This is a genomic window from Microbacterium terrae, from assembly GCF_017831975.1.
Classification (GTDB): Bacteria; Actinomycetota; Actinomycetes; order Actinomycetales; family Microbacteriaceae; genus Microbacterium; species Microbacterium terrae.
The window spans coordinates 2,132,105-2,149,217 of record NZ_JAFDSS010000001.1 but is presented as its reverse complement, the minus strand read 5'-3'; the positions used below and the strand labels follow the sequence as shown (position 1 = coordinate 2,149,217).

The following is a 17,113-nucleotide window of genomic DNA, read 5'->3' as shown; positions in this document are numbered from 1 at the left end:
CCCGGTGGCGTTGGCGGGGTTGCGTGAGCATGCTGCGCGGGTGCTGGTGGTCGTCAACGGGTCGTTGACCGATGCCGGTCGCGCGAAGCTGGAGCCGGTGTCGGACGAGATCCTGGTGCGTGAGAATGTCGGTTTCGACATCTGGGCGCACAAGGAGGCGTTGGATCATGTGGGTGCGGGGCTGACCGAGTTCGATGAGGTCGTGCTGACGAACGATACGTGGTTCGGTCCGGTGCGTCCGTATGGGCCGGTTTTCGAGCGGATGCAGGGGCGTGCGGTTCATTTCTGGGGGATGACCGATCATGCCGAGGAGGTGCCGAACCCGTTCACGAATGAGGGGCGGCTGCCGTACCACCTGCAGTCGTTCTGGATCGCGGTGCGGCGGGAGATGTTCCTGTCGGAGGCGTGGGGGCAGTACTGGCGGGATCTGCCGGAGATGCCGTCGTATTTCGATGCGGTCCTCAAGCATGAGGCCGTGTTCACGGAGTACTTCACCGACCGCGGCCACACCGTCGACGTCGCCTACCCGTCGGCGGCGTATCCCACCGACCACCCGGCGCTCTTCAACTCCGACATGCTGCTGGCCGACGGCTGCCCGCTGCTGAAGCGCCGCCCCTTCTTCCACTACCCGCCGTTCCTCGACCGGCACGCCGTCATCGGCCGTCGGATTCTGCAGGCGGTCGCCGCATACGGATTCCCGGTAGACGTCATCTGGCAGAACCTGGCGCGCAACGTCCAGCCGAAGGTGCTCAACACCGACGCCGGGATGCTCGAGGTGCTCCCCGAGACCGACGTCTCCTACGACCCCGAGCGGCCGTTGCGCATCGTCGCCATCGCGCACTTCCGGGCGGGCGACGAGGCGACGGGCATCCTCGAACGCCTGCGGGCGATCCCGGTGCCGTTCGATCTGGTGGTCACGACGAGCGATGCGGGGGGCGTCGACGCGCTCCGGGCGATGGTCGATTCCTTCGACTCGGCGCACCTGGGCGCGCGCGAGGTGCGCGTCATCGCGCACAAGCGGGGGCGCGACATGAGCGCATTCTTCGTCGGTTGTCGCGACATCCTCACCGGTGGTTCCTACGACCTCGTGATCAAGGTGCACGGCCGCGTCCCGTCCGGTCGCAAGGAGAACGTCCGCCGATACTTCCGGCGCTACCAGGTGGAGAACCTGCTGAGCAGCCCCGGGTATGTCGCGAACGTGCTCGGCCTGTTCCAGAAGGAGCCCGGCCTCGGCCTGGTGTTCCCGCCGATGGTCCACATCGGCTATGCCACCGCGGGCCGCGGTTGGTACGGCTACCTCGGCGAGGGCGTGGATCTGTGCAAGGAGCTCGGCATCCGGGTGCCGCTGGACGGACTGTCGCCGCTCGCGCCGCTCGGCGGGATGTGGATCTCCCGCGTGGACGCCCTCGGTGTGATCGCGGAGCGGGAGTGGACGTACGACGAGTACGGCAAGCAGCCGCGATCCACGCGGGCCGAGCTCGGCCGGGTTCAGGAGCGGATCGTCACCCTCGCTGCGGGTGAGCGCGGGTTCCACACGCGGACCGTCCTCAATGCCGAGCACGCGGCAAGCAGCCACTTGGCGCTCGAGTACAAGGTCGATGAGATGTCCGTGACGCTTCCGGGATATCCCGTCGAGCAGATCCAGTTCCTCCACCGCGTGGGCTGGGTCGGTGGTGGCGGGATAGTCGCGCTCACGCGCATGTACATGCGGATGAACCACCCGCGCACGGCGCGGGCTCTGCTCCCGTTCCTCAACCCGCCGCTGATGCTGGCTCGTCGCACGATCTACTTCGTCCGCCGGATGAAGGCTCGGCTGAGGGGAGGGGCTTCATGAGCGCTCGCGGGCCTGTGGTGTCGGCTGTGGTGCCGGGTGTGTTCCCGGTGGGTGGTCGTCGGTTGGTCGTGTATGTGGTGTGGGATCGGCGTGGGGATGTCGATGACTATGTCCCGGTGGCGTTGGCGGGGTTGCGTGAGCATGCTGCGCGGGTGCTGGTGGTCGTCAACGGGTCGTTGACCGATGCCGGTCGCGCGAAGCTGGAGCCGGTGTCGGACGAGATCCTGGTGCGTGAGAATGTCGGTTTCGACATCTGGGCGCACAAGGAGGCGTTGGATCATGTGGGTGCGGGGCTGACCGAGTTCGATGAGGTCGTGCTGACGAACGATACGTGGTTCGGTCCGGTGCGTCCGTATGGGCCGGTTTTCGAGCGGATGCAGGGGCGTGCGGTTCATTTCTGGGGGATGACCGATCATGCCGAGGAGGTGCCGAACCCGTTCACGAATGAGGGGCGGCTGCCGTACCACCTGCAGTCGTTCTGGATCGCGGTGCGGCGGGAGATGTTCCTGTCGGAGGCGTGGGGGCAGTACTGGCGGGATCTGCCGGAGATGCCGTCGTATTTCGATGCGGTCCTCAAGCATGAGGCCGTGTTCACGGAGTACTTCACCGACCGCGGCCACACCGTCGACGTCGCCTTCGGGAGCGCGGGGCGCGATGTCACCGATCCGTCTGTGCTGCAGAGCGACATCCTCCTCGACGAAGGCCTCCCGACGCTGCGGAGGCGTCCCTTCGAGGATTACCCGCCGTTCCTCGACCGTCACGCCGTGTTCGGCCGTCGAATCCTCGACGCCGCCGCCGGCTACGGATTCCCGGTCGACCTGATCCTGCAGCACCTGGCACGGAATGTGCCACCGAAGGTGCTCAACACCGACGCCGGGATGCTCGAGGTGCTCCCCGAGACCGACGTCTCCTACGACCCCGAGCGGCCGTTGCGCATCGTCGCCATCGCGCACATCTTCTATGACGACATGACCGACGAGATCCTCGACCACCTCGACATGCTCCCGGGCGGGTACGACCTCGTGGTGACGACGCCCGACAGGGGCAAGGCCGCGGCGATCCGTCGGATCGTCGAGGCGCGACCGATCAGCCGAGGCGCGGTCGACGTACGAGTGCTCCCCTCGAACGATGGCCGGGATCAGAGCGCGTTCCTGATCGAGTGTCGTGACGTCCTGCTCGGCGGTGACTATGACCTCGTCGTGAAGGTCCACTCGAAGCGGACGCCCCAGGACGGATTCAACGTCGGACGGCACTTCAAAGGCCAGCAGTTCGAGAACCTGCTCAACAGCCCCGGCTACGCGGCGAACATCGTCGCACTGTTCCAGAAGGAGCCGGGTCTCGGCTTGGTGTATCCGCCCACGATTCACATCGGGTATCCGACGATGGGGCGCGGGTGGTGGTCGAACAAGCCGGGCTTCGAAGAACTCGCGCGGGCACTCGGCGTCCGTGTCCCGCTCGATGACATCTCGCCGCTCGCGCCGTACGGGTCGATGTACATCGCTCGTCCGGAGGCGCTGGCGGTCCTCGTCGAGCACGAATGGAGATATGAGCAGTTCGGCGGTGCGGAGGCGTACCAGGACGGCGGCCTCGCACACATCCTCGAGCGCATGCCGTCGTACGCTGCGGGGGAGCGTGGATTCCATACACGCACCGTGTCCACCGCTGAGTACCTCTCGATCAGCCACACGACGTTCGAGTTCAACTTCGACGAACTGTCGCCCACCGTGCCGGGCTACCCCTACGAGCAGATCGACTTCCTGCGAAGAGCCGGCTATCTGGGTGAAGCGCGCCTGCGCGACTTCGTGGGAATGTATCTTCGTTTGAATCACCCGAATGCGGGCGCGTCGATGCGCAGCGCCCTGGCCCCGGAGCGAGCGCTCGGGCGCTGGGCGCGGCGGATCCGGCACCCGCGCGTCGCTCTCTCGAACCTGATGAGGCGGCGAACGCAGATGAACCCGATCATCTCCACTGCTCCAGCGCCCGATACGGGCGCCGCGGGCGACCAGAAAGACGGATAGGCCTTGGACAACTCAGCACGGTATGAGCGACTCGCGGCAGAGCCGTTCGCGATCATCGACTCCGATGGGCTGCATGCCGGGCGCCCGGGCGGGAAGCTGCGCGAGATCTTCTCCCGCGGCGAACTGCTGAACCTTCTGGTCCGCCGTGATCTGCAGGCCCGATATCGCGACAGCGTGCTCGGATTCCTGTGGACGGTCATCCGTCCCCTCATCCAGTTCCTGATGTACTTCATCGTCCTGGGCCAGTTCCTCCGCGCCGCGGAGGGGATCCCCCAGTTCGCGATCTACCTGTTCTCGGGCCTGACCCTGTTCGCGTTCTTCAGCGACATGGTCTTCGGCGCCACCGGATCGATCCTCAACAACGCCGGTCTCGTGAAGAAGATCTACCTGCCCCGCGAGATCTTCCCACTGGCGAGCATCGGAGCGGCCGGGTTCATGTTCACCGTGCAGCTGGTGATCCTGCTCGCGGCCGCGATCGCTGTGCAGGCACTGCCGGATGCCGTGCAGATGCTGTGGTTCTTCCCGTCCGTCGTGCTCATCCTCGTGTACGGCCTCGCGATCGGGCTCCTCCTGTCGGCGCTGAACGTCTACCTGCGTGACATCCAATACCTCACCGAAGTGGTCATGATGCTCGCGATGTGGGGTTCGCCCATCGTCTACTCGTGGCAGATGGTGCAGGACGCGATCTCCCGCTTCTCCCTTCCGTCCTGGGTGCTCGAGATCTACGCGGCCAACCCGATCACGATCGGAGTGCTCGGATTCCACAAGGCCTTCTGGGGTGAGGGAACACCGGCCGACTACCCGGAGAACCTGGGACTGCGGATGGCGATCGCCACGGTCGTCGGCCTCGTCTTCCTCGTCTTCTCGCACCGGTCCTTCATCCGCATGCAGGGCAACTTCGCTCAGGAACTGTGATGGCAGACTCAACTACGCGTCCCGACATCGTTCGGCTCTCGCACACCACGAAGCACTTCGTCGTCCGCAAGGACAACAGCCTCAAGGACCGCATCGTGCACCTGGGGAGGCTCGGCCGCGCTCACCGGCAGCGCTTCGTCGCGGTCGACGACGTCTCCCTCACGATCGAGGCCGGAACGACGGTCGGTCTCCTCGGGGCGAACGGCTCCGGAAAGAGCACCCTCCTCAAGCTCATCGGCGGGATCGTCGCCCCGACGACGGGCACGGTCGAGACGCGTGGGCGGATGGCCGCGCTCCTCGAGCTGGGGGCAGGGTTCCATCCCGACCTCAGCGGTCGGGAGAACGTCTACCTCAACGCATCGATCCTCGGGCTCAGCCGCGCTGAGATCGATGATCGCTTCGATGCGATCCTCGCCTTCAGCGGTATCGGCGACTTCATCGACACCGCAGTGAAGTTCTACTCCTCGGGCATGTACGTGCGGTTGGCGTTCGCAGTCGCCGTGCACACCGATCCCGACATCCTGCTGGTCGACGAGGTGCTGGCGGTCGGCGACGAGGCCTTCCAGCGCAAGTGCATGGAGCGGATCGGCCAATTCCGAGATGAGGGACGCACGATCATCCTCGTCAGTCACTCCGCTCAGCAGGTCGCCGAGCTGTGCGACCGCGGTATCGTCCTGAAGGATGGCGAGGTGGTCTTCGACGGAGAGACGAATCAGGCCATCTCGGCGCTGCGCGACGTGCTCGAGGGCCGCCGCGTCGGCGAGGCACCGCCGGAGCAGACGCAGCACCCGATCCAGGTGAAGCGAATCGAGCTGCTCGACGCTGCAGGACAGTCGACGAAGGTCGTCGCCGAGGGAGATCCGCTGACCGTCCGCGTGCACGTCGATGCCCTCCGCCCCATCGAGCGCTGGGAGCTCGGCTTCAGTATCGACACGCCCCTCGGGCACATGGCCCTCGCAAGCAACACCGAAGTGCTCGGGGTGCGGCTCGACCCGATCTCGGGCCCGACTCAGGTGGATCTGACGATCGACGCGACGCACTTCGGACCTGGGCAGTACTTCGTGAACGCGAATGCCGCAGGGGTGAGCGAGGAGAGCAGCCACGGGCTCATGCAGGGCGCGATGTTCACGGTGACCACCGACAACACCACGTTCGGGACCGTCGCTGCCGGCGTGTCGGTCGAACAGGTGCCGGGGCGGTCCGACGACTCGGCCGGGTGATCCGGCCGAGTCTCGCGACACTGCCGGCCTGGGCGCGGGCTCAGGGCCGGCGCTGACGCCTGCGCCGGTGGCCGAGACGGTCGGTGACCCGCGAGATCCCGCCGGTGCGCAGGTAGTACACGAACAGTGCGGCGTCGCGGCGCCGGCCCTTCGGCATCGCGAGGATGCGGGCGAACCGCTCGCTCGCGGAGCCCGCCGCGCGTCGGCCCGCGGCGCGGTCGGGCGCCGCTTTCGGGTCTTCGCAGAACTCGCGCAGCGGCGCGACGGCCCGCTCCCACGTGAACTCGGTGCGGACGCGATCGAGACCGGTGGCTGCGGCGGCGATCACCTCGGGGTCGTAGAGCACCGAGACGATCGCGTCGGCGAGCGCCTGCGCGTCGCCTGCGGGCACCACGGCGCCGAGACGGTTCGCGCGCACGAGGTCGGCGAAGCTGTCGCCGTCGGTCGTGATGATCGGCAGCCGCGCCCAGAGGTAGTCGAGGATGCGGGTGCGGAACGAGAAGCGCGTCTCGAGGTGGATCGGGTGGGTGCTGACGCCGATGTCGGAGTCGAGCAGGAAGTTGACGCGGTCCTCGTAGTCGACCCACGTGTCGTTGAAGAACACGTTCCGATCGGTGAGTCCGTGGGCGTCGGCGGCGGCGATGGTGTCGCCGAGCACCTTCATCTCGGGCACGTCGGGGTTGAAATGGCGCGCGCTCATGAAGAACAGCTTCACGTCGGGATGGTCGTCGACGACGAGGGCCATCGCCTCGACGAGCGTCACCGGGTCGAACCACTCGTAGATGCCGCCGCCCCAGATGAGCACCTTGTCGTCGGCGCCGATCCCGGGCACCGTGCCCTTGAGCGCGTGCCGGGTCTGCACCGGCTCGTCCTCGGGGAGGCCGAACGGCACCACGCGCACGAAAGCGTCGAAGGTCGGGTCGGCGGTGTAGGTGAGGGGGTTCACGCGGCCGAGAGCGGAGAGCGCCCCGAGCCACAGGGTCTGCTGACGCTCGGAGGCGCAGATCATCGTGTCGGCGCGCTCGAGCTGCTCGTTCAGGAGCGAGACGGCCTTGCTGACCTCCTCCTCCCACTCCACGGGCGGCATGTGCTTGTTCTGCTCGAGCTGCTCGAGGTGGAACGGGTCGTAGAGGTCGGCGACGACGATGCGGTCCGTCGCGGCGACGCACGGGAAGATGCGCAGCGCGATGCCCTGCACCACGATCACGTCGGCCCACCGCTCGTGCACCTGCATCGCGGCGTCATCGGTCTCGTGCACGAAGTGCAGCCCGAACCGATCGGAGGTGCGCTCGATCTTCGCCCACGACACGATCCGCACGTTGCAGGTGTCGGCGAGCTGGTCGGCGAAGTTCCAGACGCGGATGGCGGGGCCTGCCATCCGCACGCCGATGAGGTCGCCCGTGATCAGCAGCACGCGCGTTCGCGCGCCGGCGCGCGGCGCAGCGGGGGAGTCGGTCGTCACAGGTGCACCCGGCATCTCTCACGGGGCGGCTCACGGCCGCCGGTCGGTCCCGAGGATCCTACCCGCCGCGTCTCTGCCGCTCCTGCGTCGCGCCGGGGGAGGCCCTCGGTAGACTTGCGGTCGGTAGTGAGCCACGGCGTTGCGCGCGTGGTCCGAGCGGGAGGACGACGTGCCGCAGGCCACGCAGAAATCGAGCGCGACCGCGCCGGGGCATCCGACCCCTGACTCCGACGGCGCGACCGACGCGACCGAGCCGTCGACGCCGGGCGTGCCGCCCGACGGTCCCGACGCCGCCGTGCGCCGCCGCTGGTGGCGCCGCCCCGAGGCGATCGGCATCGCCGCGGTGCTGGCCGGACTGATCGCGGTCCTGACGGTCCACCTCGGTCCGGCGCTCGTGGGCGCGAAGACCTTCTCGGCGATGGACCGGCTGATGTCGGTGGCGCCGTGGTGGAACGGCGGCCCGAAGGCGCCGGTCATGAACCCGTTCCTCGGCGACAGCATCGACTCGCTGATCCCGTCGTACATCCAGATCCGCGAGCGTCTCGCGGAGGGCGACTGGGCGCTGTGGTCGAGTCTCGCCGGTCCCGGCACGGAGCTGCTCGCGAGCACCAACACGCCGACGCTGACGCTGTCGACGATCTGGTTCCTCGCGCTCCCCACGGTGTACGCGACCGGGTTCGTCAAGCTCGTCGAGATTGCGCTCGCCATGGGCGGCATGTACCTGTGGATGCGGCGCATCGGTCTGGGTCGCCCCGCCAGCCTCCTCGCCGGTGTCTTCTACTGCGGCTCGGGCTTCTTCGTGGGCTGGGCGACGTGGTCGGCGCAGGCCTCGGTGGCCGCGATGATGCCGGCGCTGTTCTGGGCGATCGAGCGCTTCATCGCCCGCAAGACCCTCAGATCGGCTCTGCCGATCGCCGTCGTCGTGGCATTGCTGCTCCTCGGCGGCTTCCCTGCGGCCGCGGGCCATGCGCTGTACGCCGGTGGCCTCTACTTCATCGTGCGTCTGATCGCCGATCGCGCCGCACACCCCGGCGTCGCCGGATTCAAGCTCTTCGCCGCGGGCGTGGGCGCGGTGATCCTCGGTGTCGCGCTCTCGGCGGTGCAGGTGCTGCCGCTCGCGTTCGGGCTCGCCGACACCGACCTCTCGGTGCGCAGCGGCCAGTTCTTCTCGCAGCAGCCGCTGAGCTCGTTCATGTCGATGTTCTTCCCCGGGTCGCTGTTCGACCTGGGTTACGGGCCCGACACCAACCCGATCGAGGCCTACGCCTTCCTCGGCATGGGCGCCGTGTTCTTCGCGGCGGTCGCGGTGCTGACCCCGCGACTCGCTCACCAGGCCAAGGCTGTCGTGCCCTTCCTCGCCGTCGGAGCGCTCCTCGCCGCGGCGGTCGTCTGGTACCAGGGATGGTGGACCGCCTGGCTCTCGGGGCTGCCGGTCTTCAGCGGCAACAACTCCGGGCGTCTCCGCGACATCGTGTGCCTCTTCGCGTGCGCCCTCGCGGCGATCGGCGTGGAGCGGATCTTCACCGCGGCCGAGGCGACACGCAAGCGTCTGCTGGTCATCACCGCGGTCGCCCTCCTCGGGTTCGGCGCGCTGACCGTGCTGATCTGGTGGCTCTACCCCGACCTCTCCACGCGCACCCTCGCGCTCGACGCCGTGCCGGCGCTGCTGATCATCGCCCTCGCGGGCGTGGCGGTCGTCTGGTTCCGGCGTCGCGCGGTGCGGACGGCGGCGTTCGCCGGCGTCGCGCTGCTCGCGGCGCTGCAGATGAGCACTTCGGTGTCGAACTACTGGCCTCTCAATGACGTCGACGACTTCTACCCCGAACTCGCGCTCATCGACCGGATCGACGATGAGATCGGCGCCGACCGCGTGCTGACGTCGGGCTCGTTCATGGGGTCGACCGCCGCCGCGTACGGCGTGCGCTCCGCGACCGCCCACTCGTTCCAGCCGACCACCTGGCGCGAGTACCTCGAAGCGCTCCAGCTCGGCGCGTTCGGCGCGGGTCAGTCGCCGACCAACCCGACGCTCACCTTCCCGGGCACAGAGACAGCGGCGCAGACCGCCCTGCTCGACCGCCTCGGGGCGGCGGCCTGGACGACGTCGTTCGACACGATCGTGCCCGGCGAGATCCAGACCCCGTCGGGCGGTGCGTGGGCCGCCCCGGCCGCCGGTGGCGGGACGGTTCAGGTCGCCGCCGGCACCGCCATCGAGGTGCCGCTCAGCGCGCCCGGCATCCGTGCCGTCACCATCACGGTCGTCGACGCCGTGCCGCCGCAGACCGAGGGGCTCACGGTCACCGCCGAGGTCGTCGACGCCGCGGGCGCGGTCGTCGCGACCGGCGAGGCTGCGCGCAGCCACCTCAACCCCGGACCTCTGACGTTCGCCGTCGCCGGAGAGGATCTGCCGAGCGGCGACCTGACGCTGCGCCTGACCGCCTCGGTGCCGGTCGGTCTCGCGGCGGATTCCTCGGGTGCGGTCGATGTCGGCGTCACCGTTCCGACCGACGACGGCCTGCAGATGGTCTACGCCGACTCGCACGGCACCGTGTGGACGCGCGAGAGCGCCTTGCCCCGCATCCGCTGGGCCGGCTCGAGTGTCGTGGAGGAGGACGCGCAGGCCCGGCTGGCCCTGCTCGCCGACCCCGCGCTCGACCGAGACACCGTGGTCCTCTCCGCCGACGGGGCGGGCGCCGGCGACGGCGGAGACGCTGAGCTCGAGGTGACGGCCGACACCGGAGACGCGATCGACGTGACGGTGGATGCCGAGACGGGCGGCCACCTCGTCGTGGCCGACTGGATGCATCGCGGCTGGCGGGTGACGGTCGACGGCGAACCCGCCGAGATCGTCGAGGCCGATCACGCCATGAGCGCCGTGTACGTGCCGGCCGGAACGCACGAGGTCGCGTTCACCTACACCGGGGTCGGCGTGGTCGCCGGTGCCGCGGTCAGCGGACTGTCGCTGGTCGTCGTCGCCGGGGTGGTGATCGTCACCGGTCTGCGCCGTCGCCGCGCGGATGACCACGGCGACGCGGAGCGCACCGACGCCGAGGGCGACGCGGAGCGCACCGACGCCGAGGGCGACGCGGAGCGCACCGACGACCCAGAGCGCGCCGACGACGCGGGCACTGCGGGCGACGCGGAACGCCCCGAGGCCGTCACCCCGAGGTGAGCGCGGCGCCGCGCTGACCGCGAACGGTGCCGCCGCCCGCAGGGGCGGTCAGGCCCCGGCGCCGTCCCTGCCCTCGCGCCGGGCGACGATGCGGGTGTCGATCGCGCCGATGCCCGCGAGCCCGAGATCGACCGCGGTGAGCAGCAGGCGGCTGAGGAGCACGATCGCGGCGACGGCGCCCTGATCGACGGTGCCCGCGAGGCACGCGGCGAGCACGACCTCGCGCACGCCGACGCCCGCAGGAGCGATGACGAACAGGAATCCCGCGACCCAGGCGAGCGCGTAGCCGCCGACGCACTGGGCAAGGGTCAGCCAGGTCGCCGGTGCCCCCATGCCGATCGCGAGGATCGCGACCGAGCCGCCGGCGACGATCCAGGCGAGCACCGACCAGCCGGTGACGAGTGCCACGCCCCGCGTGGACACCGCCGTCTCGAGCGGCTCGAGACGCGCCAGGCGCCAGGCGAACGCGATCAGCCGGTTCATCACCGGAGGCACGAGGAGCACGAGCAGGGGGATGCCGACCCACAGCACCCAACCCCACTGGGCGAACAGCGGCGCGGGCGAGACCAGGAAGCCCAGCGCACCCACCGCGGTGCCCGAGATGATCGAGACCAGCAGGGCGAGCGACATCGCCGCGACCGAGTGTCGTCGCGGAATGCCGTGCGCGGTGCCGAGCTCCGCGGCGGCGGCGATGTTCCAGACGCCCCCGGGGATGTACTTGCCGAGCTGGCTCACGCCGAACAGCGGGATCGCCGAGCGGAACGTCAGCCGGGCGCCGAGATCGCGCAGCACGTGTCGCCACGCCTCGAGCGTCATCAGCACGTAGACGACGCTCGCGAGGCCGGCGGCCACGAGCATCCAGGGAGAGAGCCGGCCGAGCGCCTCACCGATGTCGGCAGCGTTCGTGTAGATGAACCATACGATGGACGCCCCCGCGATCGCGAGGAACGTCCAGCGCACCGCGGGGCTGCGCAGCACCGCCAGGAGCCGCTTCACGAGGTCGCCTCGAGTTCCGCCAGGAGAGGCTCCACGATGCGGTCGGCTCGGAAGTCCGCGGCGCGGCCGCGCGCGGCGCGGCGCGCGGAGGCCAGGGCTGAGGCGTCCGCCGCGAAGCGGGTCAGCTCGGCCGCCAGCGCGTCTGCGTCGCCGGGCGGGATGAGCACGACGGCGCCGTCCAGCAGGGCGCGCTGCGGCGGCGTGTCGGACGTGATCACCGCGCATCCGGCCGCCGCCGATTCGTACACCTTGTTCGGTACGACCCGCAGGGCCTTGCCCGATGCGCCGAAGATGCCGAGGGCGATGTCGTGGCGGGCGACGAGCGCGGGGAGGGCGGCCGGCTCGACCCAGTCGATCCAGGTCACCCCGGCGCGGTCGCCGAGCGCGTCACGCGCCTCCTGCCAGTCCTGCCCCGTGCCCACGAGGGTGGCGGTGAGCGGTGCACCGCCGTCGATGGCCGTGGCGAGCGCGCGGGCGATCACCGGCGCCCCCTGGAGCGGCGTGTACAGGCCGAAGAAGACGACGGATGCCGCGTCCGCGGGCGAACCGACGTCCGAGCCCTCTGCCGGGGCGACGTCGAACCATTCGTCGCGCGCTCCGACGGGAACCACGACGCCGCGCGCCGAGGCCGGAAGCATCGCGGCGTGCTCGGGGGTGTCGACGACCACCACGTCGGCCGCCGCGATGGCGCGACGGTCGAGTCCCTGCAGCAGTCGCACCTTGATCCCCTGCGCTCCGCGGTCCTGGGCGGTGTCCCCCGCGAAGATCAGGTGGTCGAGCACGATCGTCGACCGGCGGAAGACGCGTCGGGCGAGGAGCACGTCGAAGTGGCCGAGGTAGCCGACCACCACGGTCGAGACATCGGCGCCCGAGGCGATCAGCCGCTTGGCGTCGCGTCGCAGCGCCCGCCAGCGCGAGATCATGCGGGTTCCGAGGGCAGGGAGTCGCCACGGCTGACGCAGCATCCGCACGCGCTCGGCCGTCGACAGCCCCAGCGGGTGGTTGATCTCGACGACGTCGTGCCCGTGGGCTCGCAGGCCGTCGATGATGATGGCCACACGCGGGTGGCGGTCCTTGTCGTACGTGCCGAATGCGACGATCATCGCCCACTCGCCGTTCGTGCGGTCCTCGCGGAATGCGATGGCTCGGCCACGGACGACTCCTTCCCGGGCGCACGCGCGCCGCTGCCCGACGGCGCGGACACCCGCGCGATCCTATCGAACCGACCTGGGGCGATCCGGCGCGGGCGCACCGCGGCCTCGGCTCCGCGGGGCGGGGCTCCGCAGCGGATGGCAGACTGGGCCGCGGCCCGCGTGCAGTCCGCGCGTCGCCCACGCCGACCGGAAGAGCAGATGACCCAGCCCACCGCCTCGCACACGCTCGCGCGCGTGGTGCTGCCCGCCGCCGACGACTCCGCCGTCCGCGGCCTGTACCTCTCCGGTGACGCCGAGATCGCCGGCCGCCGTGCCGCCCGGGTGCGACCCGGGGGAGTCGCGTCGTTCGCGACCTACTTCAACGCGTTCCCTGCGGCGTACTGGCGCCGGTTCACCGACGTGCGGGAGGTCGTGCTCGAGATGCGGATCGAGGGTTCGGCTCGCGTGTCGGTGCGGAGGTCGGATGCAGCCGCCACCGTGCGCACCGTAGCGGAGATCGACGTGACCGATGCCGCCCTCGCGCAGCCCGTCGACCTCGGCGAATCCACGGACGGCGGCTGGATCTGGTTCGAGGTCAGCGCGGCGCCCGCCGGCGCGACGGTGCGCGACGCCGCATGGTCGACCGCCGCGGCGCCCCGGCGCGCTGCGCGCGCCACGATCGGCATCACCACGATGGACAAGCCCGACTACTGCGTCGCGACGCTCACGGCGCTCGCGGCGGAGGAGGAGCTTCGACCGCACCTCGAGCGCGTCTTCGTGATCGACCAGGGAACCCGTCTCGTGGCCGACGAGACGGGGTTCGACGCGGCGGCCGATGGGCTGGGCGACCTGCTCGCCATCGTGCGGCAGCCCAATCTGGGCGGATCGGGCGGGTACGCCCGCGCCATGGCCGAGACGCTCACCACCGACGCGACGTTCGTCCAGTTCATGGACGACGACGTGCGCGTCGAGCCCGAGGCGGTGCGCCGCGCGATCGTGTTCGGTGCGTACTGCACCGAGCCCACGATCGTCGGCGGGCACATGCTCGACCTGAACGACCCCGCGAAGCTCTACGCCTGGGCCGAGGTCGTCGACGAGGAGCCGTTCATGTGGCGGCCCCGCCACGACGACGAGATGCCGATCGACCTCGCCGCGACCACACTCGAGCACATCCCGCTCGTGCATCAGCGGATGGACGCCGACTACAACGGCTGGTGGATGTGTCTCATCCCGCGTGCCGCGATCGAGCGGGTGGGGCTTGCGCTTCCGGTGTTCCTGAAGTGGGACGACGCCGAGTACAGCCTGCGCGCCGGCGCCGCCGGCATCCCCACCGTGTCGCTGCCCGGGGTGGCGCTCTGGCATGTGTCGTGGGTGTCGAAGGACGACCAGATCGACTGGCAGGCGTATTTCCACGCGCGCAACCGGCTCGTGACGGCGCTCCTGCACTCCACGCGCCCGAACGGCGGTCATGTGCTCACCCACAGCCGTCGCGTCGACCTCAAGCACCTCTTCGCGATGCAGTACTACCCCGTGACGCTGCGCCATCGCGCGCTCCGCGCCGTGCTGTCGGGGCCGGAGCACCTGCACCCCGACCTGCGCACAGCTCTCCCGGCCGCGCGGACGCTGGCCGCGGAGTTCCCCGAGACCGCTCCGGCCGCGGCCGGCATCACCGCCGCCCGCCCGATCGAGCGCACCGAGATCCCCACCGGCATGCGGCTGCGGCTGTTCATGGTGGAGCGGATCGCCGCGCTCTGGGTGCGCAAGCCGCGCGGCGGCGCGCACGCCGAGGTCGAGGCGGCTGCGGGGGAGGCGCGCTGGTGGCGACTGGCCCGCCACGACAGCGCTCTGGTGCGGATGGCGTCGTCGGGCGCGCCCCACCTGTACGTGCGCCGACGCGACGCGTATCGGCGGCTGCTCCGAGAGAGCCTGCGGCTGCACCGTGAACTCGACGCGCGGTGGGACGAGCTCGCGCGGGCGTACCGCGCGGCAGACCTCACGTCGCTGGAGACGTGGCGGTCGACCTTCGACGGCCCGGCCTCCCAGGGTGACGCGCGGCGGCTGAGTTAGAATCCAGAGACCCTGCGCCCCGGTGCGCACCCGCTGTCCACCCCTGGTCGACCAGGGCTGAGAGGTATCGCATGCGCCTGTTCATTCAGGTCCCCTGCCTGAACGAGGAGGCCACGCTTCCCCTCGTCCTCGAGAGCATCCCCAAGCAGATCGACGGGATCGACGAGATCCACATCCTCATCATCGATGACGGATCCACCGATCGGACGGTGGAGGTGGCGCGGTCGTTCGGCGTCGAGCACTTCGTCTTCCACACCCGCAACATGGGGCTCGCGCGCTCGTTCCGCGACGGCGTGGACTACGCGCTGCAGCACGGTGCCGACATCGTCGTGAATACCGACGGCGACAACCAGTACCCGCAGGCCCGCATCGCAGACCTCGTGCAGCCGCTCGTGCGGGGCGAGGCCGACATCGCCATCGGCGACCGCCAGACCAAGACGATCGCGCACTTCTCGCCGTTCAAGAAGATGATGCAGAGCGTCGGCTCGAGCGTGGTGAACTTCGCCGCCGAGACCGACCTGCCCGATGCGGCGAGCGGGTTCCGCGCGTACTCGCGCGAGTCGCTCATCCGCCTCAACGTCGTCACGCAGTTCAGCTACTGCATGGAGACGATCATCCAGGCGGGCAACAAGCGGCTGCGCATCGCGAGCGTGCCGATCACGACCAACGCGAAGACCCGCGAGTCGCGGCTGTTCAAGAACATCTTCCAGCACATGGGGCGTTCGGGGCAGGCGATCATGCGCAGTTACGTGATGTTCAAGCCGCATGCGGTGTTCCTCACCCTCGCGGCGCTGTTCTTCGTCGGTGCGGCGATCCCCTTCGGGCGCTTCCTGGTGCTCACGTGGATGGGCTCGGCCGGCGACCACATCCAATCGCTCATCTTCGGCAGCGCGATGCTGGTGGGATGCCTCCTGAGCGTGGCGCTGCTCGTGATCAGCGACATGCTGAGGACGAACCGCACGCTCATGGAGGATGCACTCGAGCGCATCAAGCTCGTGCAGTACTCGCCCGAGCGTCAGCTCGATCCGAACGCCGTGTCGGCGGCGGACGCCGCGCGCCACCCGTCGCTGCCGGTCAGCCCGGCGGCGGTCGAGGCGGCCCACGCCACCCTCGCCTTCGAGAACCTGCCCGTCGAGCAGAAGACCGAGGTCGCCTGACGATGGATCTCCTCGTCGTCGGCTCGGGTTTCTTCGGGCTCACGGTGGCCGAGCGCGCCGCTGCGGCCGGGCGCCGGGTCACCGTCATCGATCGCCGACACCACATCGGCGGCAACGCCTACAGCGAGGACGAGCCGGTCACGGGCATCGAGGTGCACCGCTACGGCGCGCACCTGTTCCACACGTCGAACCCGACGGTGTGGGAGTACGCCAACCGCTTCACGACCTTCACCGACTACGTGCACCGCGTGTACACGAACCACGACGGGGTCGTCTTCCCGCTCCCGATCAACCTCGGCACGATCAACCAGTTCTTCCGGGCGGCGCACGGCCCGGCTGCGGCACGCGCCCTCGTGCACGAGCTCGCGGGGGAGTTCGACGCGAAGGATGCCGCGAACCTCGAGGAGAAGGGGATCGCCCTCATCGGGCGCCCGCTCTACGAGGCGTTCATCCGCGACTACACCGCGAAGCAGTGGCAGACCGATCCGAAGGACCTGCCGGCCGAGATCATCAGCCGGCTCCCGGTGCGGTACACGTACGACAACCGCTACTTCAACGACACCTGGGAGGGGCTCCCGACCGACGGGTACACGGCGTGGATCGAGCGGATGGCCGACCACCCGAACATCGAGGTGCGCCTCGACACCGACTTCTTCGACGAGGCGCAGCCGCTCAACAAGCGGGCGACCGTCGGTCAGGTGCCGATCGTCTACACCGGCCCGGTCGACCGCTACTTCGACTACATCGAGGGCGCGCTGTCGTGGCGCACCCTCGACTTCGAGCAGGAGGTGCTCGAGACCGCCGACTTCCAGGGCACCAGCGTGATGAACTATGCCGACGCGGATGTGCCGTACACCCGCATCCACGAGTTCAAGCACTTCCACCCCGAGCGCGCCGACCGCTACCCGGCCGACAAGACCGTGATCATGCGCGAGTTCTCGCGGTTCGCGACGCGTGACGACGAGCCGTACTACCCGGTCAACACCCCCGACGACCGTGCGCGCCTGCTGGCATACCGCGATCTCGCCGCAGGCGAGGCCGACGTGCACTTCGGCGGCAGGCTCGGCACCTACCAGTACCTCGACATGCACATGGCCATCGGCTCGGCGCTGTCGATGTGGAACAACCAGCTCGCCTGAGCT

11 protein-coding genes are annotated in these 17,113 nt (G+C 69.6%); 8 read left to right on the top strand and 3 right to left on the bottom strand.

The window, feature by feature from the left end:
• The first annotated feature begins 40 nt into the window (after nucleotides 1-40).
• From JOD63_RS09930 to JOD63_RS09915, 4 genes are all read left to right on the top strand, one after another.
• Nucleotides 41-1,834, top strand: a complete 1,794-nt coding sequence (locus tag JOD63_RS09930; RefSeq protein WP_169748395.1) for a rhamnan synthesis F family protein — start codon at nucleotides 41-43, stop codon at nucleotides 1,832-1,834.
• A gap of 152 nt (nucleotides 1,835-1,986) precedes the next feature.
• Nucleotides 1,987-3,852: a rhamnan synthesis F family protein gene (locus tag JOD63_RS09925; protein WP_052682476.1), complete on the top strand. Its 1,866-nt coding sequence runs from the start codon at nucleotides 1,987-1,989 to the stop codon at nucleotides 3,850-3,852.
• A 3-nt stretch (nucleotides 3,853-3,855) separates the two neighbouring features.
• Nucleotides 3,856-4,767, top strand: a complete 912-nt coding sequence (locus JOD63_RS09920; protein ID WP_045275267.1) for an ABC transporter permease — start codon at nucleotides 3,856-3,858, stop codon at nucleotides 4,765-4,767.
• On the top strand, nucleotides 4,767-5,987 hold the full coding sequence (locus JOD63_RS09915; protein WP_045275268.1) for an ABC transporter ATP-binding protein: 1,221 nt from the start codon (nucleotides 4,767-4,769) through the stop codon (nucleotides 5,985-5,987). The genes JOD63_RS09920 and JOD63_RS09915 overlap by 1 nt, the downstream gene beginning before the upstream one ends.
• 40 nt (nucleotides 5,988-6,027) lie before the next feature.
• On the opposite strand, the gene JOD63_RS09910 is transcribed toward JOD63_RS09915, so the two are convergent.
• On the bottom strand, nucleotides 6,028-7,449 hold the full coding sequence (locus JOD63_RS09910) for a glycosyltransferase family 4 protein (protein WP_245617960.1): 1,422 nt from the start codon (nucleotides 7,447-7,449) through the stop codon (nucleotides 6,028-6,030).
• 169 nt (nucleotides 7,450-7,618) lie between these two features.
• Between JOD63_RS09910 and JOD63_RS18230 the strand changes: the two genes are divergently transcribed.
• Complete coding sequence (locus tag JOD63_RS18230) at nucleotides 7,619-10,618, top strand: YfhO family protein (protein WP_157003973.1); 3,000 nt, start codon at nucleotides 7,619-7,621, stop codon at nucleotides 10,616-10,618.
• Between the two features lie 48 nt (nucleotides 10,619-10,666).
• Here JOD63_RS18230 and JOD63_RS09900 read toward each other — a convergent pair whose 3' ends face one another.
• The gene (locus JOD63_RS09900) at nucleotides 10,667-11,614 is read right to left on the bottom strand and encodes a lysylphosphatidylglycerol synthase domain-containing protein (RefSeq protein WP_045275270.1); all 948 of its coding nucleotides are present in this window, start codon (nucleotides 11,612-11,614) and stop codon (nucleotides 10,667-10,669) included.
• Nucleotides 11,611-12,717, bottom strand: coding sequence for a glycosyltransferase (locus JOD63_RS09895; RefSeq protein ID WP_045275271.1), 1,107 nt, complete (start codon nucleotides 12,715-12,717; stop codon nucleotides 11,611-11,613). Before JOD63_RS09895 ends, JOD63_RS09900 begins: the two co-directional genes overlap by 4 nt.
• A gap of 249 nt (nucleotides 12,718-12,966) precedes the next feature.
• On the opposite strand from JOD63_RS09895, the gene JOD63_RS09890 reads away from it, so the two are divergent.
• The 3 genes from JOD63_RS09890 (at nucleotide 12,967) to glf (ending at nucleotide 17,110) form a co-directional block, all read left to right on the top strand.
• Complete coding sequence (locus JOD63_RS09890) at nucleotides 12,967-14,814, top strand: glycosyltransferase (protein WP_052682477.1); 1,848 nt, start codon at nucleotides 12,967-12,969, stop codon at nucleotides 14,812-14,814.
• A gap of 71 nt (nucleotides 14,815-14,885) precedes the next feature.
• Nucleotides 14,886-15,971: a glycosyltransferase family 2 protein gene (locus JOD63_RS09885; protein WP_045275272.1), complete on the top strand. Its 1,086-nt coding sequence runs from the start codon at nucleotides 14,886-14,888 to the stop codon at nucleotides 15,969-15,971.
• 2 nt (nucleotides 15,972-15,973) lie between these two features.
• Nucleotides 15,974-17,110 (top strand): UDP-galactopyranose mutase, encoded by a 1,137-nt coding sequence (gene glf, locus JOD63_RS09880; RefSeq protein ID WP_045275273.1) that lies wholly within the window; start codon nucleotides 15,974-15,976, stop codon nucleotides 17,108-17,110.
• The last annotated feature ends 3 nt before the right edge of the window (nucleotides 17,111-17,113 follow it).